12 protein-coding genes and 1 tRNA gene are annotated in these 22,054 nt (G+C 37.6%); 6 read left to right on the top strand and 7 right to left on the bottom strand.

All coding sequences use genetic code 11. The features are described from left to right. Nucleotides 1-8 precede the first annotated feature (8 nt). The 3 genes from QM491_RS15655 to QM491_RS15645 all read right to left on the bottom strand — a co-directional run bounded on the left by QM491_RS15655 (nt 9) and on the right by QM491_RS15645 (nt 14,143). A complete protein-coding gene (locus tag QM491_RS15655) occupies nt 9-6,281 on the bottom strand; it encodes a DEAD/DEAH box helicase (RefSeq protein WP_283328436.1) in 6,273 nt (2,090 codons plus the stop codon). A gap of 153 nt (nt 6,282-6,434) precedes the next feature. After that, nucleotides 6,435-11,294, bottom strand: coding sequence for a hypothetical protein (locus QM491_RS15650; RefSeq protein WP_283328435.1), 4,860 nt, complete (start codon nt 11,292-11,294; stop codon nt 6,435-6,437). 35 nt (nt 11,295-11,329) lie between these two features. Then, nucleotides 11,330-14,143 carry a helicase-related protein gene (locus QM491_RS15645; RefSeq protein ID WP_283328434.1) on the bottom strand — a complete coding sequence of 938 codons (2,814 nt, stop codon included), beginning with the start codon at nt 14,141-14,143 and terminating at the stop codon, nt 11,330-11,332. A 195-nt stretch (nt 14,144-14,338) separates the two neighbouring features. Here QM491_RS15645 and QM491_RS15640 point away from each other — a divergent pair, with 195 nt between their 5' ends. The 4 genes from QM491_RS15640 (at nt 14,339) to QM491_RS15630 (ending at nt 16,422) form a co-directional block, all read left to right on the top strand. After that, the gene (locus tag QM491_RS15640; RefSeq protein ID WP_283328433.1) at nt 14,339-14,908 is read left to right on the top strand and encodes a hypothetical protein; all 570 of its coding nucleotides are present in this window, start codon (nt 14,339-14,341) and stop codon (nt 14,906-14,908) included. Continuing rightward, on the top strand, nt 14,901-15,011 hold the full coding sequence (locus QM491_RS25550) for an integrase core domain-containing protein (RefSeq protein WP_374761263.1): 111 nt from the start codon (nt 14,901-14,903) through the stop codon (nt 15,009-15,011). The genes QM491_RS15640 and QM491_RS25550 overlap by 8 nt, the downstream gene beginning before the upstream one ends. 81 nt (nt 15,012-15,092) lie before the next feature. Further along, nucleotides 15,093-15,332 carry a hypothetical protein gene (locus QM491_RS15635; RefSeq protein WP_283328432.1) on the top strand — a complete coding sequence of 80 codons (240 nt, stop codon included), beginning with the start codon at nt 15,093-15,095 and terminating at the stop codon, nt 15,330-15,332. A 706-nt stretch (nt 15,333-16,038) separates the two neighbouring features. Then, nucleotides 16,039-16,422: a hypothetical protein gene (locus tag QM491_RS15630; RefSeq protein ID WP_283328431.1), complete on the top strand. Its 384-nt coding sequence runs from the start codon at nt 16,039-16,041 to the stop codon at nt 16,420-16,422. A 58-nt stretch (nt 16,423-16,480) separates the two neighbouring features. On the opposite strand, the gene QM491_RS15625 is transcribed toward QM491_RS15630, so the two are convergent. The 4 genes from QM491_RS15625 to QM491_RS15610 form a co-directional block, all read right to left on the bottom strand. Continuing rightward, nucleotides 16,481-17,008, bottom strand: a complete 528-nt coding sequence (locus QM491_RS15625; protein WP_283328430.1) for a hypothetical protein — start codon at nt 17,006-17,008, stop codon at nt 16,481-16,483. Further along, a complete protein-coding gene (locus QM491_RS15620) occupies nt 17,009-17,599 on the bottom strand; it encodes a hypothetical protein (protein ID WP_283328429.1) in 591 nt (196 codons plus the stop codon). Nucleotides 17,600-17,986: 387 nt separating this feature from the next. After that, nucleotides 17,987-19,171 carry a tyrosine-type recombinase/integrase gene (locus QM491_RS15615; protein WP_283328427.1) on the bottom strand — a complete coding sequence of 395 codons (1,185 nt, stop codon included), beginning with the start codon at nt 19,169-19,171 and terminating at the stop codon, nt 17,987-17,989. A 254-nt stretch (nt 19,172-19,425) separates the two neighbouring features. After that, nucleotides 19,426-19,499 (bottom strand) — tRNA-Ile (locus QM491_RS15610). Between the two features lie 198 nt (nt 19,500-19,697). On the opposite strand from QM491_RS15610, the gene QM491_RS15605 reads away from it, so the two are divergent. Further along, complete coding sequence (locus QM491_RS15605; protein WP_283328426.1) at nt 19,698-20,936, top strand: HD domain-containing protein; 1,239 nt, start codon at nt 19,698-19,700, stop codon at nt 20,934-20,936. Between the two features lie 92 nt (nt 20,937-21,028). Continuing rightward, nucleotides 21,029-22,054 (top strand): UDP-3-O-(3-hydroxymyristoyl)glucosamine N-acyltransferase, encoded by a 1,026-nt coding sequence (gene lpxD, locus QM491_RS15600; RefSeq protein WP_283328424.1) that lies wholly within the window; start codon nt 21,029-21,031, stop codon nt 22,052-22,054.

The raw sequence follows: 22,054 nt of genomic DNA, 5'->3' as shown, positions 1-22,054 counted from the left end.
GTAAATTCTCATGATAATAAGGTAGATGGGTTAAAATCGGTTATCTCAACTTGTGTATATCCTGCTTTCTCAAAAATGTCTTTATCTGCTAATGAAATAGGATTGAAGAAAAGCTTTTGCTTTTCAAAACCCAACATTGCCTCAGCAAACAGCCCATCATACTCAACAAAGAAACTGCCTTCTCGCTCAAAGTAGATGTCATGCTCTATCAAATATTGAATCAATGGATGAAAACTTTCTTCAAAATAAGCCAAGCAACTATAATCTTTACTCAGATTCTCAACCGTTGGCTCTGGTGCTTCGTCTAAAGACACCAAAGATTCTTGAACTAAGTTGTAAAGTCGCCAGAAATTTTGCCATTGCTTTTTATCTAAGGCACTATTTTGGGTTTTAATTAGAACGCTACTTTTGAGGTCTAAAGTAGCTAAATGTATGGCCAAATTCACAGATGAAAAATCCGTAATTTGCTCAATTTCTGGTAATACATAGCAATCGTTAAGGTTCTTTGCTTGTTGATTATGTGGTGTCTTCACAAAATGTTGAGACAATACTTTATTGAGTTCTGGTGCATCAACAGAGGGATTCGCAAATTTGGATTGACGCATTGCTAACAGCAAGGCGACTTTTTTTGCTCGGTTTGCATCTAACGGATTTTTCAAATACCACAAAAGGCGTTCAAATGAGTTGTTGCTTTCCAGCAACTCATCGCTACAATTACGCAAATGAGGTGTCTTTTTGTATTTTTCTATCGTTTTGGCATATTGTGTTTTATCAAGTGCTAAGTAGTCTTTTTTAGCCTCAAACGCTCTTGCATCATTGTCTTTAACAACCATGTCAAATAGTTCTATATCTTCCCAAGTAAGAGTCCACGTAATTTTATCGTTAGATTTTACAATACTTTTACGTTTTTCAAAGTCGTTGAAAAAATTATTATGTTCTTTGGAAGCATGATACTGATAACCATCCATGTAGATAGCTATGCTTTTGGCAGTAAAAACTTCTTCTTCTGATAAAGTACGCCCTGCTTTTTCTGCTGTTGTTAAACTAATATAAAAGTCTGAACGAGTATTAAACTCTACGCCTTCCGATTTACCTAGGTTAAATTGAGGACGAATCATATAATAGTAGACATAGTCTTTCTCTACTATTTTTAGTTGATAGTTGATAACACCATCCTGTTTTATTTCTTCAAATTTATTTCCTTTGCCATAATCTTGTAAGAGATAGTTTCTTAAACTTCTGATAAATCGGTCTTCTAATTCACTTTCTTCTATTTGTCCGCTACCTGCCAATGTGCCTAAACCGTTGTTGTATGATTCCCAAGCATTTGATTTTTCGGCAATTCTCTTGAATAATTGTTCTGCCCTAGTTCTGCTAAGTTCCTCTTGATTGTACTGATTCGCATACGTATAAATGCATCGATAGCAACCATCTTTACCTACATGCTGGCAGCCGCAATCTCGTATAGCTAAGTATGCTTCTAATAATACAATCCTGAATTCTTCTGGATTAAAAAGCTTTTCTAAATAACCTGTTCCTCCAGGGATGGTATCATATAACACAAGGTATCGGTCAAACCGTTGGCTATGCAAGTTGTATTCCGAATAGTTGCTGATGGATATGTGTTGGGGATTGCCTTTATAGTATCGCTTCAAGCCTAATAATAAGCCAGCTTTAAACATATTTACTGTGGCATCATTTTCAAACTCCTGAACAGGTAATAGTACTTTAAGTGCCTCTGTCTTAATTTCTCTGAATAAATATACTTCTTCAAAAACGTCATCGGACTTCCCTATATAGTTTCTTGTTTTGTGCTTACAATAGCCAAAATGCCAATCTGTATTTTGGCGTTTTGAAGAGCTTTTACCACAATATTTACAGGTAATAAAACCATGATAAGGAACGTCTGTTTGCTGATTGATGGTAATCTTGTTAGCATCAATTTCTGAGGCTAAACCTAAATTAACTTCTGTGATAACAACGTTTTTAACATACTCAATGCCAAAAGGAATATCTTTCATACCCCAAGCCCCTTGAAGACTTCGCACATCAAAGTGAATATGTTTTGTAATACGATAATACTCAGCATCACGGTCATCGCTGCTATCGTCGAGAGTCGAGTTTTCACGAGTATTGACAGACTTTACGCTGTTGAGCTTAACAAAAGTATGCTGATTTTTGATAGACGCCCATGATGGATCTTGGCATTTTGGGCAATGTGTTTCATTGGTAATGACGCTATCGGCGAGGTGATCACAGTTGGAACAAAATCGTTTGCTCAGCAACACGCCTGCATCTTTCCAGTCGAAAGTATTGATGCCCGAAATAGCAAACTTATACCCTTGTGAATAGAAATAATTGTTAGGAGCAAATTCTCTCAAAGCAGTATTCGACGAACGAACTATCTCAAACTGCTGATCCGTTGGAATACTATCGCTGGCTTTTGCCTTATACGATTTCACCCATGCGTTTAGGGTTACGCCCGTTTCTGGAAAGGCATAGTTGGGCAATAGCCCTACATTGGTCAAATGCTCTAATACTGCTCTTTTATCCAATAATCGTTTCAAACCCCAAAGTGCTTTTTTCTCTGCTTCTAATAGCTTTCGCTCATCATCAGTAGCGGCTAGTCTAAGCGCTTTTATTTGGTTATCTATTTCCTGCCTTTTCTCTTGAATAGTTACATATTCTTGTTTAAGTTTCTGAAAAACACTTTTGATTCTTAGGAAAAAACTCTCGTCTGACAAATATTGAACTAACCCTTCCAATACTTTGGAGTCATTGAGGTCTGGCTTATAAAAATCGACAAACCGACTCAGTAGTAGGCTTTCTTTAGACTTGATAAATGAGATGATACGATTGGCAAAGAAATCGACTGAACTGAGGTCTGTACTCATCAATCGAAGGCTCATTAAAATCCGAGGAATAGCATTATTCTGAGGGTCTTGGCTAGACCAATTATCTAAGCAATAGGCCAAAAAATGTCTATACAAAATATCTTTGGCTTCCAGATAACACCCCGGTGTTGCTATTTCCCCATCCATCATATCAAGTGGTTCTTCGAAATAATATAATTCATGGGCTTTATTAGAAGCAAAATTATTGATAAGTGCCGCTCCAGATGCTCGCCCAGCTCGCCCTACTCGTTGCAAAAAATTGGCACTTAGGGGTGGAACAGCGTTGTTTATGGCGGTATTGAGAGTACCAATATCGATACCCATTTCTAAAGTAGAAGTGGCAACAATCGTATTGAGTGAGTTGAAAAAGGGACGTTCTTTAAAGTCGTTTTCTTTTCGCTCTCGGTCTTTTCTCTCTAATACGCCTGTGTGTTCGCTGGCATAAATGCGAGGCGAACGACTTCTGTTATAAACGGCTTGATAATAGTTTTTTGAGACTTCTGCTTGTGGCTGATAGGTTCCAGAACAGTCATATACCAAACATTTGCTGTGTTGGGTTATGGTATCGCTCTGAGCTACAGATAAAACAGCACCGCAAGTATCACATTGATGTTGCTTTACTTTGTTTTGTACCCATACCGATGCTGGCTCTATGCTGTAATTGAGCGTTGAGTCATTACCTGCTTGGTTCATCAAGCCAGTTTGCTCCATTACTTCGAGCAGTTTCTTGTAAAAGTCATTGACAAGGGCATGATAGTTGGGTGCTATCTGAAACGACTTCGTAAAATAGCTTTTAAACCAGTTATTACTTGTTGTAAAAGTGGTATCTAAAACCCCTCTACTATGTGGCTGACTGCTGAGAAGCTTAGGAAAACGGCTTCTAGGATGAAAGAGTTTGTTGAGAAAATGGCGATTATCGCCCCACCAATTGAGGTCTCTTATTTCTAGTCCATTTTCTCTGAATTTGCTTAAATAGGGATGGTCGATGCCCCCTCTTCTGCGTATGCGGTGCAAAATACCATTGACAAAAGCTTGTAATGCTTCGTTCTGAATCATGCCAAGGTTATTGTCTTCGAGCCATTTTTCCATCGCTGGGTAAATGGCTGCGAGTTTGGTAGGGTCAAAGGTGATGGCTGATGCTCCTGTTTTTTCAAGGGTTCTACCGATAATAGCATTGTAGCCAAATTCGGCCATAATTTCCCATCTGATGCGTAGGTCAAACTCTTTTACAAATGCTTCTGTAAATTTTTTACCTTTTCGATAGTCGTGGTGTATATCTACTTTGCCTACGTAATCGGCTGGAAAAAAACGGAAAAAGTAGGCTTCTTCATGATGGTTGCCAGACTCATCGGCATGGTTTTTCCAATAATCCAAAAAGGCTTGTTGTAAAGTACTGATGTCGGTAAGACCTTGCTGTTGATTGATAACTTTTTGTAAGGAGGAACGAAAGGTAAAACGATAATTTCGGGCTTCCACAAAACCAGCCTGATGTGCCGCGTCTTGTACGCTGTTGGTAAAGGCTAATACTTTTCGCTGCTGGTCTTTGCGTGGATCAAGGTCAGAAGCCAATAACTGGCTGACAGTGACCGACGACATTGTGGCTATGCGTGTTCCGATAATGCCAATGCTATTTTCGGCATTACAGCAAGGGCAGATGTATCGGCTGCGATTGCGGTCATCGAGTTTTCTTAGGGCTTGTATTTTAAATGAATCGGTGTCTGGTCTATCGCTAAGTGCTAAGGTTACAGGGTGCAAATAACGGTTTTCAGCGGTAGTGGCTTCGTACTCTTCAACAGCAGGATGCTCTTCGGTATTGATAAAATAGAGGTTTTTATGATTATCAAAAAAATAATCATACACCTGCTTGGGGTCGGCATAAAAATGATTTTTATTATCGTCTTTGACACCCAACCATCCGCTTACACCACATTCCCGACAATAGTACGAAGGTAACGACTTGGGGTCTAATTTATCGCCTGCCTTATCTTTCCAAGTAAATACGGGTGTGGTGGCTACTGTGCGTAATACGCCACTGAGTTCTCGTATCCAAATTTGTACTTGTACATACAAAAATGGGAAATGACGACCTGTACCCACTTTGGCTTCGCTGATAAGTGCCAAAAGCGAATTGACTATTTCTTCCCGTGGGTTAAAGCCCCCAAGTGCATCCCATTCGGGTATGCGGCTAAATGATGGATTGATGCACGCTAGCTCAGATAGGACTTCATCTAGGGCTTTTATTTTTTTAGAACAAATTGCTAAAAGGTCTTTCACTATTTTTAGCCCTTTTAGCTCTACGCCTAATTGTACGGCATCGCTATACTCCGAAATCTGCCAAAGGCGCTTTTGGCGCTGGATATAGCTCTCATAACTATCTTGTGCAGCTATTCGGCTGTCTTTTATGCCTTTGATTCGGGGCAAATAGTCGTCTAGGTCTTGTAAACCAAAAAAGTCTTGTACGGTTTCTCGGTTTTCGGTAATAATGGCTTGATCGTCGAAATGCTCGCCAAATACTTTTTCGGCATATTGTGTCAATAATTGTTTCGAAGCCTCTCCTGTTCCTATCGTTGCCGATGTTCCTACTGCACAAAGTTGCCCTTTTTCTATCCCTAATTTCAACTTTAATCGACGGATTAGGTTGGCTACATCGGTGCCTTGTGCCCCGTCGTAGGTATGAAGTTCATCTAATACCAAAAACTGTAAGAGCGATGAGTCCTGTAAATTAAAATTCCAGAGGTTATGATACTCGTTGCGCATCAACGAATAATCTAACATTTTGAAGTTAGTCAATAAAATATCTGGTGGACTATCTACAATCAGTTGTTTGTTTTCTATAACGTGCTGTTCGCCCATGTGGTTGGGGAACTTCTTACGGTCTTTGCCTTCGCCTATAAATAAACCTACGGTGAGTTTTCCTTTGAGGCGTTCGTCGGCCCAAATGGTTTCTGCTAAGCGTTTGGCTTGGTCAGTGGCTAAGGCGTTCATCGGATACATGATGATGACTTTGATGCCCCTGCGGTGTAGATTTTGGTAACAAAAATCTAAAACAGGATACATAAAACACTCAGTTTTACCCGACGACGTTCCTGTAGTGATAAGGGTCGATTGTGGCATTTGCCCCGCACTCGTAAGCCGTTGAAATGCTTTATACTGGTGGTCGTATGGTGGAAAATTGGGTTTTACTGTGAGGGGGATTTCCTGATGCGAGGTAGCTTTTACAAAGGGTAATTTCACCGACAAATAAGGCCCTTTGAACATCCCTTCTGTTGGGTTGTTCACAAATTGATAAAAGGCTTGGTGTACTCTTTGGTTCTTAAACCCAAAAGTAGCTTTGATATATTCGAGTATAGATTCTTTTACTTCGGAGGCTTGTTGTAATGGTAACATTTATCAATAGGGAGCTTTTTAAATTTTAATTTGTAAATGCTGAATTGTGAGCAATAATTTCCGCCCTTGCTGGAGTTGTCTCCTGCAAGGGCGGAATGGGTTACTTTGGATTTGTTTTTTGGGAGAAGAAGTTCTTCCATACCTCAAATTTACTTACAATTGCTCAAACCATGCCCAAGCTTTTTCATAATCTGCTACTCTATCGCATTTTTCAAAAGGAGCATAATATAGCACGGTTTGCCCAGCGTAAAGCTCGCTTTTCTCAATGGTATGTTCGTAGGTATCGCCTGCCGATAGGTTTCTGATTTTTTCCCATACGGGGCGGTCAACGCCTACGCCTGTGAGCCCCTTGCTACAAGTAAACACAATATTGCCTCGTTGGTCGTACCAAGTATCGTCTTCGTTTTGTTGTAAAACAGGAAACTGTACGTTGTAAATCAAAATCAATTCTGATAAACTTAGCCCCAATGCCATTGCCGTAAGCACGTCTATTTCTACCAAAGCTTGCCTACGCTCGTACCAATTGCGGAGTGGTGTGTTCCACGTCCAGATGGCGGTTAAGTCGGCAAAAGGCTTCAGACGGCTGTCTGTTTTGCTCCATTGGTCTTGACTAAACTCGGCTCGGTAGTTTTCCTCCCAAAGTGGAGCGTAATATTTGTTTAAACAGTTGAGCAACAGGGTTCTACTAAATAAATAAGGCTTGTATTTTTCGGAAATACCCAAAGGGAAAGCCGTCATCCTGCTATCACTTAAATTAGCAGCTCCAACTGTTTTAATAAAAAAATCAAGAATTAATGAAGAACAAATTGCTTGTGTTTCTACTAAAAGAGATGTATTTCTATAAATTATCGACACTACACCATGAGTATGACTCGTTTTAGGCGGTAAAATAGCAGAAATTAAAGTTCTTTCATTGGGTTGTCCTAACATTTTTCTAAAGCCAACTTTATAATAATCAATCCAACGGTCATACATTTCTTGGTCGTCATCGTTGGTAATTTTAAAGCCTTTTATCAAATCAGGAAAGCTCTCTATATCACCAGCAGGTATATAGTTGGTTCTGGCTACAAAATGGGCATCTACTAAACTATGGTCAATTATGTCGTAATCAGAACTAAGAATACATTTTTCCAAAGGTGTTTTATAAATTGGATTTGAAACATAAAAATGTGGCCCACTATAAATCATTTCATGGGCTTCTATATCAGGAACTTGTGTATTTCGTTTGATTGTACCATTATTAACATCTAATGTTTCGTCGAAGCAAACCGTAATTCTCGTTTCATAATGTTCAACAGCACCTTTAAAAGAGCTTAATTTTTCGAGAATGGTAAGAATTGAAGCAGAGTGTATAGATACTAATTTTGCCGAATCCCAAGCCGTAGAATTTTCAAAAGTTTTTGCAAGAACCAACAACTCTTTTTCTGTAAAGCGAACAATACGGTCAGAATGAGGCTTTATGTTCCAAATGAATTTACCCGACACTTCATCTTTTATTTTAATTCCTCCCGAAACGCCAAAGCTTGTATTTAAAAATGAGCCGCTTATGGTTGAGGGGTGGAATAAGTTAGAAATAGATGTAAAAGATACACCTCCTTTCGTACCTGAAAATACTTGAACTCCATAACTCATGTTGTGATGGACTTCTGCAAATAATGACATTTCATTCTGAAACTGAAAATGATATTTTAACCGCTGATATACTTCTTTTCGTAGTGGCTGTCCGTTTGGGTCGTCATAAATACTTTCGGGGTGGATTAAGCCCATAAAGCCCTGTTTGCCTAAAAGGCTAAAGCCATTTTCCAATACACATTTATAGAGGTTGGTTTGTTGCCCAGCCAACAGCGGATAATTTTGGTGGGCGTTCAAAAACACCGAGGTAGCCTCTGTACCGATGGCTTCGCCCAAGTACATTTCTTTGAGGCTTATATCAGCCAAAAAGTCGGCTTGTAAAGCCCGTACTTTGGGGGCAGATTCGCTACGAATGGCTATTTCTGGAAATTTTTCGGAGATAATCCCACTTTCTTCAAATTGCAATTTCAACCACGGCGGATTCCCCGCAATCAGGTCGAAGCCTGAGCGTTCCCAAAATACCTCTAAAAATTCTAATTGCGGATGAAAGAAAAAGTATTGTTTGGCCAAAGCTTGCACCAATTGTAGGCGTTCGTTTTGGTCGAAAATATCCTTCTTTTCAGTTTCGGCAATAATGGTTTCGTTTACTTTTTCAGTAGAAATAGCAGGTTCATTTGCTGCAAAAAGATTCATTTGAAACTCGGCGGCATGGCTTGTATTCGAAAGCTCTTTTCTCCGTGCCTCTGTATGAATGGCGTATTTTTCTGCCAAATCCATTTGTAAAATCTGCTGAATATCCTGCCAAAATTGTTGACGACTGGGCAATTCAACGGCATTACGCACATCCCAAAACCAAAGACTACACCAGTAGTCCATCACCATTTTTAGCTTGAAATACGGTGCAGCATGGCGATTGCGTTCGTCGGCCAGTTTTTCTTTTTCTGTGTAAGATTTAATATGCGTTTGTACCGCCTCGGCGCCAAACACATTTTTGGGCATGGCCGTTTGTACATTGATATTTCGCTGAAAACGGTAATGCTGTATCAGCAGCTCGTCTATTTTCTCAGAAATAAGTTTTACTTGCGTTATCTCTTGATTACCAAGCGGTTTTGTCCAGTCACGTTTCCATTCGCTAACCCGTTTGCTTTCGGCTTCGTGTTCGCTTTTCAGCAATTTGATAGCTGCCGAAGCCACCATATTTTTATCGGGCAACAAGAAATGATAAATTTCATCTTCTTTTCTATTGTGTTGAATTTTATCATAATTGGTACTGGGCTTGAAGGTCAGTTGTTTAGGAGCTTTTTCCCACCACTCCTTTTTGAGCGGCACACGTTTGGGTTTACCTTTAGCATCTGTGATAACATGGTCTTCGGCAATGAGGTCTTTTTCGGGATACACCTTGAGCCAAGCCCCAACCACGGCATTTCCAACTCCGATACGGTTACTAAAAAAGGGCGTTTCCATGTCTTTATGAATCACATTGAGCCAAAGCGAGAGTTTGCCCAGTTCGATAGCCGTAGGGTTCAAGTCCACGCCATACACATTGTTGGTAGCAATATAGGCTTTTACTTTTTGGCGTTCTTCTTGGTATCGGTCGGGAGCAACTCGCTTACCCATTTCCTTTTGGCGGTAGCTTAAGTAGGCTTCTGCCAATTGGTTAATCATTTCGTTATGAAAAGCCGCCGCCCCCATAGCAGGTTCAAGCAATTTGAGGTCGAGAAGCTCCGAGGCTTTCATTTGCTTGTTTTCGAGTTTTTCAAGAATGGGCTTCAAGGTATATTTTACGGTGCACTCGGTAAGTATCTCTGGCGTATAATAGGAAGCCGACTTCTGGCGGTCACGTCCGCTCAGGCGATACACAAAAGTGCCTTTGGGTACAATAACGGCATTGCCTTTTTCATCTTTGAGGACTTCTTTATCGGTAAAATCATCACGGCGACTTCTTGGCACGAGGAAAGTACCCTCTTCTGGTTTCCCAGCTTTGTGTACCTCGATATAATCTTGTTCAGCATAAAAGCCCCGATAAGCCAATAAGCTTTCGTACACACTACCCAACTGGTTAATACCTAAATTGGCATAAGAAATACGCCCACGGGTTTTACCTTTTTTCTCTTTCGACAACGACAAGCGGCAGATAATATCTTGCCATACCTTATTGCGGAACTTCACTCCACGCAAAGGGTTGAGTTTGGTATCATCAAAAAGCGGCGAGTCGATATGCCTTACTTTAAAGCTTTTGTTCTGTCCGTTGTCGTTTTCACGGTAGCCATTGGCCAATACACCAAACAATTGTTGGAGCGACTGGTGAAAAAAGTAGCCATTGAGACTACTATCCGACAAGAGCGGCACTTGTTCTAATTCACGAAGCATCTCCAACGAATATCCACGGTTATAGATAGCGTCGTTGCTGGGGAGAATATCCAAATCTTCCCTAGATTCGGCATAAAAAATAAAGAGCAAACGGTAAATGATGGTAAGACAGTCGTCTTTCATTTGTTGCTCGAAAAGGTCATCCGTTTCGTCGAATACTTCGTGATTGGTTTCTTTTTTATAAAAAATAGCCTCATTTGCCAAGGCTTCCACGGCATGAATGATACCCTCTTTGAGGTCTTTGGTTACTTCATAAGCTGATTTGTGGCTATCTTCGTCGAGTTGGTCGAGTAGCACCATTTCGCTTTCAGGTGCTAAGGTTTCTTTTCCAAGCAAGAAATAAAACAAGGCGTAATAATTGGCATTACGGTTGGCAGTAGCCTCGTTGAAGAGCTCTTCTAAATCGAGTTGTAGATAACTACCTCGAAACCATTTTTCTTGTTCGAGCAAGAAAATCATGTTTCCTGCCAAGAGTAAAATATACTTTGGACGTAAGTGAGGCTCAAGCAAAAACAAAGCAGAAACAGCTTTATTAATGATAATAGGCGAAATTTTCAATTCGTTAGGAAGTGCAAAAATACGCTCCCATTGGCTACGGTGATAGCGTTGTGGTGGCGAACTAAGCTCCTCTTCCTCAATATTATAGCGTTGTTCAAAAAGCCCATCGGGGTCTTTGTCATCTTCTTTGATAAGTGCCTGCATTTCCATAATCATCAAATGCGGCTGCGAACCCCTGTATAAAATATGTCTGACAGGAATCACCTCAAACTCAGAAAGGTGGAAGAACTTTTGTTGTTGGTATTCGGTGGCTTGCCCATCATAGCCCAAGGCATTGAGCACAGTCGTATGAAAAGTATGCGTTTCAAAAATTTTATCTTTGGTACGCAATCTCCCTTCGATTATAAGCTGTTTTAGTTTAAAATAGCGGTCTTTTAATGGCGTAATTTTTTTATTGAAGTTTTTGATGTCTTCAAGTGCGAAACCTGATTTTTGGACTACTTTAGAGGTAAAGTTTTCATCAAAATAATTTGAAGAAAAGTAGTCGCCAATATTATGTATAAACTTAATCATGATGTGCAAAGAGTAAAAAACGGCTTTGGTATAAATTAATGAAAAAAGACGGCTAAAACTTTCAAATAGGGTTCGCCTTTGAGCGAGCTATAATCCTTTTGGTATTGAGCCGAATCGCTCAGGATAGTTTCGATTTCACGCTCTTTTGAATCTTTGATTCTTGACCAGTAATCGGTTTGAATTTTTTCTCCAAAATCAAGCGTAAGTTGTTGTAGCGCATCCTCACGCCAATCTTCCAATTTCTTTTTATAGGCTTCTAGTTTACTTTCCATGCTTGCTTCTAATTTTTGTTGTTGTTCAAGCATGTATGATTCACCCCAAAGAACAGCATTAGCTAAGTCGTTTTGAAGCCTTTGGATTTCTACCGCTTCGATATTCACAGGATAGAGTTCCTCTTTTAGCTTATATTGTTCAATAAAATCTTCGAGTGGAAAAGGTTTCTGAAAAGCACGTCCATCCGTAAGCCCCACCACAAAGAAATCAGCAACGAGTGGTTGCCCTAGGTTATTAGAAACCTGTCCTTGAAATACATACCAAGCTGTATTCGGGGGTAGTACTTTTACTTTTGCTATCAATGCCACATCTTTATCAATACTGGCTTCGAGCTTGGTCATATAGTACCTCATTACAGGGTGTAATTCATACAAAATCTGGAACTCAGCCCATGCTCCTTTTTTAGTACGAGCTTGTTCAATAGCCCTTTTGATTAGTTCTTTATCTAAAGACAATTTAAAAAGTTCGCCTTTTTTAGGTTTCGATTCGGCAGGTAAATCATATAAAATAGTATCCAATTCGGGGTGATTGACAATCTCGATATAATCACCATTTACCATTACTTCATTGGCTTGAAGTCTGTCATGAGAAGTGAGTTGTTCAAACAAATCTTTGTAAAAAAGTGCTTCATTATGGTAAATTGACACTACTTTTTCGTAAGGATTTTCTGTAATTGTCGCCTGCGTAGTTTCATCATCGTCATCAAAAAGCATCGAGAAGTCGAACGACGCTTCGACGGTCTCAGTATTTAAGAAATCTTCATTTTGTTGGAGAAAAGCCTCTTCGATGAATGCTTCTTCTTGTTGGGTATCATACAGTTTCATCACTGAACCTGCATCCCCCAGTGTTTTATATACCTCTTCTTCTTTTTCGGTAAGCCTTTCAACAATATGTAAATCTGTTTTAAGCCCCTCAATATCCGATTCGGCAATGAGATAATAAATATAAGGTACTTTTTTCTGTCCGTATCTGTCGATACGTCCGTTTCGTTGTTCAAGGGTAATCAGCGACCACGGAATATCATAATTAAACATTCGGTTACAGAAATAATGTAAATTAACTCCTTGAGAACCAGCATCAGAACATAGAAGAATCTTCACGTCGCTATCTTGCTTACCGAAGTCTTCAATAATAGCCTGTTGTTCGCTATCAGATAAGCTACCATGAAAAAACTGAACAGCTTGTTGAGATAGCTTAAAGTCACGGCTAAGGTTTTCCTGCAAGTATTCGAGCGTATGAATTCTTTCCGCAAAAATCACAAAACGGTCGTCGTGTTTTTTGCCCGACCAGCCCAAATCCATTAAGGTATTTTTGAGTGTGGTATATTTTGAATCAGCTTTTGCTTTGATGATAGCTTCTAAGCGATTTTTGAGCGAAAGGAGTATAGCATAACTTTCATGAAGCAACCCTACCTTTTCAATACGACGGTTGATACTCTCCAATGCTGCCATAGGCGACGACATAAAAGCCTTGAAAATACCAATTGAAAACAGAAAATCTTCTTTCGATTTGCCATTGTTTACATCCTCAATCGCCTGAAACTTGAGGTTTTGTTGCTCAGTTAGGAAGTCTATTTCCAAGCTACTTAATTGAGCCGATAGCCTAACGATTTCTCTTTCTTGGAAATTAGCTCTTACGCTTTCGTCTAAAATATCATTTTTAAAGCGACGCACATAGTAAGGTTCAACATGAGTTTTGCTATAATCACCATTTTTAGGAATGGCAGTAGGCTCTATCATGTTGATGAGGTTCGCAAAGTTTTCTTTTCTACCATTATGGGGTGTAGCCGACGTAAGAATCAGCGATTCACATCTTTTAGCGATAAACTGAGCTAAATCTCCTTTTTGGCTTTTATCATTTGCTACGGTATGACATTCGTCAATAACGACCACATCCCAACGGGATTTTTCAAGATAGTGCCTAAATTTTGCATTGTTTTTTAAGGTATCTATTGAAATAATCGTTTTGTCGTAATACTCAAAAGGGTTTTTATTGGCAGGCAGTTGCGATTTTATTTTTGCAATTCCTTCAGAATCTAATCTTACTAAAGGAATAGCAAAACGGTTCCAAATTTCCTGTTGAAATTGGGCTAAAATAGATTTAGGTGCTAAAACCATGATCCTTTTCCCTTTGCCTCTTTTAATCATTTCGGCAAGAAAAATACCCACTTCGACCGTCTTTCCAAGTCCTACGCCATCGGCAATCAGCAGTCTTGGGCGAGGCAATTGCAAAGCCTTTAGGGTAGGCGTTAGCTGGTAATCGGCCGCATTAATTGCCGCCTTATCTGCAATAGCAATTTTTTCGGAAAATATGGCAGCGTTCCGAATTTGTGTTTCTAAGAAAAGCTTCGTTTTTCGATAACCGCTATCGGTATCAGGTACTAATTTTGTAGCATTCGGTTCAAGCTGTTGTATATCATTATCCAAACGAGTATCAAAAGAAAATCGTTTTCCTTTGACCAGTTCGCTGATGCCTTCTACCTCCAATAAATAACTATTGTCATAGTTTGTATAGGTATTTGTGATGATGAAATCTTCTCCTCTTGTAGATATTCTTTGCCCCGTAGTAAAATTCATGCAGTATTATGACGATTAGGAGTTCCTAAATTTTATATATATCCAAAAATAGTTCTATTTTTGGACAAAATTAAAATCAATTTAATCAAACAAAAGCGAAGAGTAAAAGAGAAGCTTTTAAAATGATGGAATGCCTAGGTATATTGATTCAATTATTTGAGAATTTTGAAATAAAGTTATTAAATTGAGTGCATCATGAAAAAAAAGGAAACCTATTTTGTAGTGTTTGAAAATGGAGAATTTGTTAACGAGGATTCTTTTGAGCTTGCATTGGCAATACCTCATCGTAAATATCTAATACTTCAACAACCCCATACAGAACATACAACTTCTTTTAGCAATCACTATGTCTACTACAAGTATTCAATAATTAATGAGCTAGGCAAAAGAGATTTTATATCAATCGGGGATTACCAATGTATAGAATTAGGCCCCGAAGAAAGGGTGTATGGTGCTAATTGTCAATTAAAAGCAAAAATACTAGATAAAAATGGAAATCTTAATTTTCTAAAGTTTGAGACTATAGCAGGCTCAGGTATAAATATTCTAAGAAAACTAATTCCTGAATTGAAAAGACTATCAGGTTTAGAAGAAACCAACGTCTTTTCTTTAGAACAAAAGATAGTAGAATTAGAAAAGACAATCGATGTTCAAAAAAATGACAACCAAATACTTGAGTCTAGAATATCTCAACTAAGAAATGAAAATGACAGTTTGAGAATTATTTTAGATAACATTAAAAAACAGATAAATCAAATTGGATAAAATACGCCAAGAAACAGTTTTATGGATTAGGGATTATAATTTCGTTCGCCCGCATGTCTCTTTAGGTGGTATGAGCCCAGTAGATTATAGAATGCAACAATAGAACAATATTATTGAGCATAGGATCTTCTATGCAAAAGGCTGGAAAGATGGAGTTTTGGCATTGTCCACAACTGGAAACGAAATGGATATCCAAATTACTGGAGACAAAGGACTCTATGCCTGTAATAACAGCTTATTTAATTTCTTACAGAACGCTGAAGAGTTTGAAGCAACCCTAAACCTCAATACTTACACAACCCCAGCACTCAATATTTCGGAAATGTACCACGCCTACCATGTACATTTTTTCATTACTGAAATAGAAAAGAAAATTCCTTTCAAGGAAAACTCTACATTTCGTTTTCTGAGATTGGGCTTATAATTAAAATTAATTAAAAAAAAGTTTACAAATTTTTGTATAACATTTCTTTATTATATCTTTGTAGAAGTCAAATGTCACGATAATAAAAAGGATTAACAGATGACACTGCTAATCCCTTAATGTGAATAAACAAGTTTGTTATTTCTTATGCCTAAACAATTTTATTAGACGTTCAAGAGCATCTAAGGTACTCTTAAGAAATAATGAATAACCTTTTGCTGTTAAACCGTAGAATACACTACAAGTAACAAGCAAAATAATTGCTCTCCAAAAATATGGTGAGCTTGCAATCATGGAGATAACCTCCAACTCTTTTGTTGAAAACATAATTTTTTGTTTTATATATGTACGGGATAGACTAGTTAACTTAAATGTAATATTTCGAAGTAGCACATTTTAGTATTTCTTAGTTCATCCAAGCGTAAAGTTATCAAAAGTCTATCCATTTTCAAAATGGATAGATTTTTTTTGTGTTTTTGGGTTGTTCGATTGGATAGTTGGCTTTTGTAGGGGATGATTTTACAACTAATCCGTCTCTTATTATTAATAATTAGGAATTTTATAATCCATGATATATTTTCGTATTAATAGGTGTAGAACTATTTTAATCAAAAAGCCACAGGGTGTTATCCTGTGGCTTTTTTGTCTTTTATTTGGGCTATGTAAGCCTACAATTTTGATACAAACAATAATCAAAATTGATGTTATGGATCACACTAATAATACTATCAAATTGTATAATGTCCTACCATTTCAGTTTAAGGACTTTTGGGAGTTCTATAATTATACCCAGAAATATCTTGGAAGTAGATACAATGAACTTGATGCAATATCCATCGCAACTCAATATAGAATTGGTGCCCCCTTTGTTCCCAAGGAGCTTCAAAAGCAAATGATTTGCCCCGATTACACTTTGTTCGAGTTTAAAGTCAGTAAAAGTTTCTTACAAGAAAAGGCTTTCGAATATTTAGTACCCAGATTGCCTCAAATGTCTGAAATAAAAAACATGTTGAAAGAAGCACCTTGGAACAACCCAAGACCTTATGAAGATTTCGTAAAAAGAATGTATGATTGTGCATTAGATTGTTAAAACAATACATTCTGATTATTTAGAAATAAAAAAGCCACACTTTATCGTGTGGCTTTTTCTATCTTAATAGTGAGATGAATCTTTCTTCCATAATTTGAACTACATCTTCCCTTTTATCCCTTTTGTTTATCAGTAAGTAAGCATTTTCCTTATCATAAACAGAATGATTAAAAATATTTTCTGATATCCTGCTTACAACCATATACTCATAAATACGAAATCGCTGTGATTTAATATGGTTTCTACAAATTTCTTTTTGCTCTTCTTTGGTATCATATATACCCTGAAATGCAAAGGAAGCATTCGGATACTCATTTAAAAACATCCTAAGTACATAAAAGCAGGTTGATATCACTTTGACATTTGCAAAGTCAGCATTCGCTGTTTTTAAATATCTATCTGGTTCCTTTCTATATTTCCGTAAACAGAACTGTATAACAAAAAAACCTTCAGGATATTTATCAACTAAAATCATATACCTGTTTCCCAATCCACATTCAAAATAACGGTAATAGGTGGTGATTGAGGGATTTTCTTGATTTACTTGATGATGTTGGTGGGTTATAGGATAATGTGAGTCAAACATTTAAATAAAATATTCATAAGATTTATTTCTAAGTGCATGCAATTCAGACGAGGATCTTATCTTAAAATAAGTCCCATCTTTAGGTCGATTATTCTTTATCAGAGCTGCGCCGAGTTTGGCTTCAAAATCTGTAAAAAGTAGTCTTAATTGTGACAAATCATTGACAACAACTCCAATCAATACATTAAGAGTATCATTCTTGTCGAGTTGACAAGATTCAAAAACAGAAACAGCTCTGTCTAATTCACCCAGTAAATCTATTAATGAAGCGTGAATTGATTTGTATGTCCTATAGTGAGTACGACTAATATTTAAATCTTTTAGAAATTCTTCTTTAGCCTTTATAGTAACCTCATTAATAAACTTAATGTAGGCAATTAAATCCTTTGATATTTTTGTTTTGTCCTCTCTGCTTGCTTCAGAAGCATCAATTTGAGCAAAGTCTTCGTAGAAAAACGTATCTGGAATATTGCTCTTTTGACTAGAGTAATAATAGTCAAAGTGCGCAGCTCTATTCTTTGAAAAACCTTGACTCACAAAATTCACCACTGCCTGAGCTGGCACTGGATGACATTGAGTGGTAGCAGCCATAAGCTTTATAATTTTAATAATTAAGTATGATAGGATATGGACTTTTTTCCTTGGAGAAGAGTGGAAAATAAAACCCAGTTTAATGACGCTATTACGCTAACCGTATACCAGAATTACCTGTTTTGTACACCTGTTTTACGTGAATTATACGCCAGAATTACGTTACTGTTACGCCAGATTTACGTGATTCTTATGACAAATCAAAGTAGTTAAAACATGAAAAACTAATTAAATTTACTTTTTTCGATGTTTAGTTTGTTTTTCAGGACGAAACCACAAGCGTTATTTAAATAACGCTTGTGTAGCACTTATTTTTTATAAAATTTTGTAAATCTTCCATTCAAATAAAATAGCCCCACAATTGCAGGGCTATAACTCAAGTGAATACTACTTCTTAAAGAACTCCTTAATTATTGCGTTCCTATTAATCCTTGCATATACCTTGAGCATCTTAGTATCAGACCACCCAACCGTTTGTGCAATAGTGACATCTCTCATGCCTTTATAGTTAAGGGCGTTGTGAACGTATGATTTTCTGGCCATGTGGAAATGTAGCTTCGAGTTTACCCCTGCATATTTGGCTATTTCTTTTAGGCTGGCATTCATAGTTTGATTTGAACGTTTAGGAAGTCCTTCCAGCGAACCTCCATACTTGTCTATTATTTCAAGTGCACGGGCACTCAATGGGGTCATATAATTATTTTCTTCCACCTTATCTCTTGGAAAAATAATCCAATATATCCCTTCATCATCCACGTTTAAAAACTCATCTCTAAGGGAGATATAGTCTGCATACGAAAAAGATGTCTCTTGACAGAATACCCAAGCGTCGGCAACTTCCTGCAAAGACTTTTTGAATTTATACTCATAGACTTTATCCACCTCCCAAGGTTCAAGTACCTTCGGTAATTCTTGTTTCACCTTGAGCAAGTCCATATCTTCTACAGGCTTGAAACTTATCTTGTTTCTTTTGTAGGCTTGCTTGTGCACTGATTTAATCCACATAATATGCCTATTGATATAATAAGGTTTTCGACCAAGCACTTTCATGTAATGAATAAACTCATCCATGACTGACAAATCAAAATCTACAGCGGCTTTGGTTATTCGATTCTTTTCTCTCAAGAACTTCAAAACGTTGTTGGCATACTTTGTGTCGTTCTCTAATGTTTCATCATCGAGCTGACCTGCTTTATTAAGTTCTTTTCTTAAGTCATTGTAGAACCTAATGGCATCGGGCATGGTAAAAATTTCTTGAGGTTTTTTCCTCGAAGCTTTGTCATTACGGTGTAATTCAATCATTTTTGAAGGGTGAATGAACTGATTTGGATTTTCGGCTTCTAGCGTAGTAAGAATCATACGCATTCGTTGCTCAAAATTGTGTAGCGCTTTTTCTTTTTGGGCACTACCCTTTCCCTCAAAACATTTGTGGTCATGATTCCAATTTTTTTTTTCGCAGTCAATTCCAGTACTGAAAGGTTTGGACTCTACCCCATCAATTTTAATTACCGCTTGTAGATTTCCCAATTCTGGATTCTTTGTAGACTTACGAAACCAGTAGTTAATTTGCATGTAGTTAACTTGCTTTAAGAGCGTTTTTTTGGCATTTGTGTAGGTTTTTTAAAAAATTAAGCTTCAAAAATGCTCAAAAACACTAGTTCGAAAAAGTGATGTAAGTAGAAAATTACACGTGTAAGTAAGATTGTAAGTGCGGGGAAAAAACGTGTTTAGATGAGATTTAGGCGTATTTTGCTGATAATAAACGATATAAAACAAAAAAGGCAATACTTATGTATTGCCTTTCAGTTACCTCATTTCCGTGATAGTGGACCAGCATGGGCTCGAACCATGGACCCCCTGATTATGAGTCAGGTGCTCTAACCAGCTGAGCTACAAGTCCCTACAAATTCGCATGTTACTGCTTTTCTGTAATACTGCAAAATTAATGAAATACTCATAATATTGCAAGTAGTCTAAGGAAGATTTCAGCAAATTATCTCCTACTTTTGTACTCAATCACTGATAATACAGTCATACTCAGCGATTAAGAACTTGAGATTTTTTTCTATTTTTAATCCTCAATAAGCTTCCCTATATTATGAACAAACGCAAAATTGTAAATGACCCCGTTTATGGTTTTATCAATATTACGTCTCCTCTTATTTTCGACCTTATCGAACATCCTTATTACCAACGCTTACGACGTATAAAACAACTTGGTACTGCCGATTATGTATATCCTGGTGCTTTGCATACTCGATTTCATCATGCTCTTGGTGCTATGCACTTGATGCAAGAAGCCCTCAACGCACTCAAATATAAAGGACATGATATATCTGATGAAGAGTTTGAATCAGCTCAAATGGCAATTTTATTACATGATATTGGTCACGGGCCATTTTCTCATGTTTTAGAACATACGATTTTAAACCATGTTCCGCATGAAGAAATTTCACTTTTGTTGATGCAAGAACTCAACCGACAGTTCGACGGTGCACTCAGTATGGCTATTCAGATGTTTAACGATACCTATTCTCGTCGTTTTTTTCATCAACTTATTTCGAGTCAGCTAGATGTTGACCGCATGGATTATCTCAATCGTGATAGCTTTTTTACAGGAGTGCGAGAAGGTTTTATTGGAGCAGACCGTATTTTGAAAATGCTAGATATTGTTGACAATGAATTGGTAGTGGAACAAAAAGGTATTTATTCTATTGAGAATTTTCTAACAGCAAGACGCTTAATGTATTGGCAGGTGTACCTTCACAAAACCTGTATTTGTGCCGAAACAATGTTGATACAAATTATCAAAAGAGCCAAAGAATTAATCAAGTACGGAAAGGATGTTTTTGTTACACCAGCATTTGGGATTTTCCTAAAAGAAGATATCTCTCTTGAGGAATTCAAATCTAATCCAAAATACATTCAAGCATTCACTGAAATGGACGATACTGATGTTTGGGGTTGCATAAAAGTTTGGGCAAAGCACCCTGATAAACTCCTGTCGAGTATTAGTCAAATGCTTTTAGATCGTAAGCTCTATAAAATTATGTTGCTTGACGAACCTATTTCAGATTCTTTTCTTGAAAAAATTCAAATCGATTTGCTAAGCCAAGAAAATGTCTATCCTGAAGACATTCCTTATCTGATGGTACAAGGTCATATTACCAATGCGGCTTACCTTTCTGAAAAACAAAGTATTAATATTTTGACCAAAGACAAAAAAGTCAAGGATATAGCCGAAGCATCTGACTTACCTACAATAAAGGCCTTGAGCAACATCGTCAAAAAATATTATATATGTTGGGCAAAGAATGTATATTTGCAAACTAAATAGTCCAAAACCATTAATGCAGTAAATTGGTTTCATAATTTTTTTGTCTTAAACCACAAGCATAGGTAAACGACTTACCACTCATAATTGATTACATGGAATTTACCGTTGAACAAATTGCTTATATGCTAAATGGCGAAGTAAAAGGTGACAAGTCACTAAAAGTAAGCCAATTAGCTAAAATAGAAGAAGGAACAGAAGGAACAATCTCTTTTCTAGCGAACCTCAAATATGAACAGTATCTCTATACGACCAAGGCTTCTGCTGTAATTGTAGATAAATCATTTGAGCCTAAAAAAGCATACTCTCCTACCCTAATTTTAGTAGAGAATGCTTACGCAGCGTTTACAACGCTTCTTCAAGAATACCAGAAACTGATAGCTGGAAGCAAAAAGGGAATCGAACAACCAAGCTTTATCACTGAGGGTTCAACACTCGGTGTGAATCATTATGTAGGTGCTTTTGCGTATATTGGTAGCAATGTGACAATTGGCGAAAATGTAAAAGTGTATCCTCATGCTTACATTGGTGACAACGTAAAAATTGGTAATAATACTACCATTTATGCTGGAGTAAAGATTTATGAAGGCTGTGTCATTGGAGATTACTGTACAGTACACGCCAACGCTGTAATCGGTGCAGATGGCTTTGGGTTTGCTCCACAAAGTGATGGTACCTATCAAACGATTCCTCAACTAGGCAATGTAATTCTAGAAGACCATGTAAGTATTGGCGCCAATACTTGTATTGACCGTGCCACTATGGGTAGCACTGTAGTTAGATTAGGCGCTAAAATTGATAATTTGGTACAAATTGCTCATAATGTAGAAATTGGTAAAAATACTGTAATCGCTGCTCAAACAGGTATTTCTGGCTCAAGCAAAGTTGGCGAAAATTGTATGATTGGTGGGCAGGTTGGTTTAGCTGGTCATTTACAAATTGCTAATCGCACGATAATTACGGCACAAAGCGGCATTTCTAAAAATATCAAAAAAGAAGGAACTGTTTTAAGTGGCTCTCCTGCTGTAGAAAATGCAGAAAACCTTCGCTCTCATGTTTTGTATCGTAAGTTGCCAGCTATCGAACAACGTCTTAGAGAAGTTGAAAACAAATTGAAATAA

This window comes from Flectobacillus longus (genome assembly GCF_030056705.1).
GTDB lineage: Bacteria > Bacteroidota > Bacteroidia > Cytophagales > Spirosomataceae > Flectobacillus > Flectobacillus longus.
Note: the sequence above shows the minus strand (reverse complement) of the source record. Positions and strands in the feature narration are given on the sequence as shown.

Bases quoted from the DNA above. Each gene is read 5' to 3' on its own strand.
- QM491_RS15655 (WP_283328436.1), bottom strand. From the start codon at position 6,281: ATGTTACCATTACAACAAGCCTCCGAAGTAAAAGAATCTATACTCGAA.
- QM491_RS15650 (WP_283328435.1), bottom strand. From the start codon at position 11,294: ATGATTAAGTTTATACATAATATTGGCGACTACTTTTCTTCAAATTAT.
- QM491_RS15645 (WP_283328434.1), bottom strand. From the start codon at position 14,143: ATGAATTTTACTACGGGGCAAAGAATATCTACAAGAGGAGAAGATTTC.
- QM491_RS15640 (WP_283328433.1), top strand. From the start codon at position 14,339: ATGAAAAAAAAGGAAACCTATTTTGTAGTGTTTGAAAATGGAGAATTT.
- QM491_RS15635 (WP_283328432.1), top strand. From the start codon at position 15,093: ATGGATATCCAAATTACTGGAGACAAAGGACTCTATGCCTGTAATAAC.
- QM491_RS15630 (WP_283328431.1), top strand. From the start codon at position 16,039: ATGGATCACACTAATAATACTATCAAATTGTATAATGTCCTACCATTT.
- QM491_RS15625 (WP_283328430.1), bottom strand. From the start codon at position 17,008: ATGTTTGACTCACATTATCCTATAACCCACCAACATCATCAAGTAAAT.
- QM491_RS15620 (WP_283328429.1), bottom strand. From the start codon at position 17,599: ATGGCTGCTACCACTCAATGTCATCCAGTGCCAGCTCAGGCAGTGGTG.
- QM491_RS15615 (WP_283328427.1), bottom strand. From the start codon at position 19,171: ATGCAAATTAACTACTGGTTTCGTAAGTCTACAAAGAATCCAGAATTG.
- QM491_RS15605 (WP_283328426.1), top strand. From the start codon at position 19,698: ATGAACAAACGCAAAATTGTAAATGACCCCGTTTATGGTTTTATCAAT.
- lpxD (WP_283328424.1), top strand. From the start codon at position 21,029: ATGGAATTTACCGTTGAACAAATTGCTTATATGCTAAATGGCGAAGTA.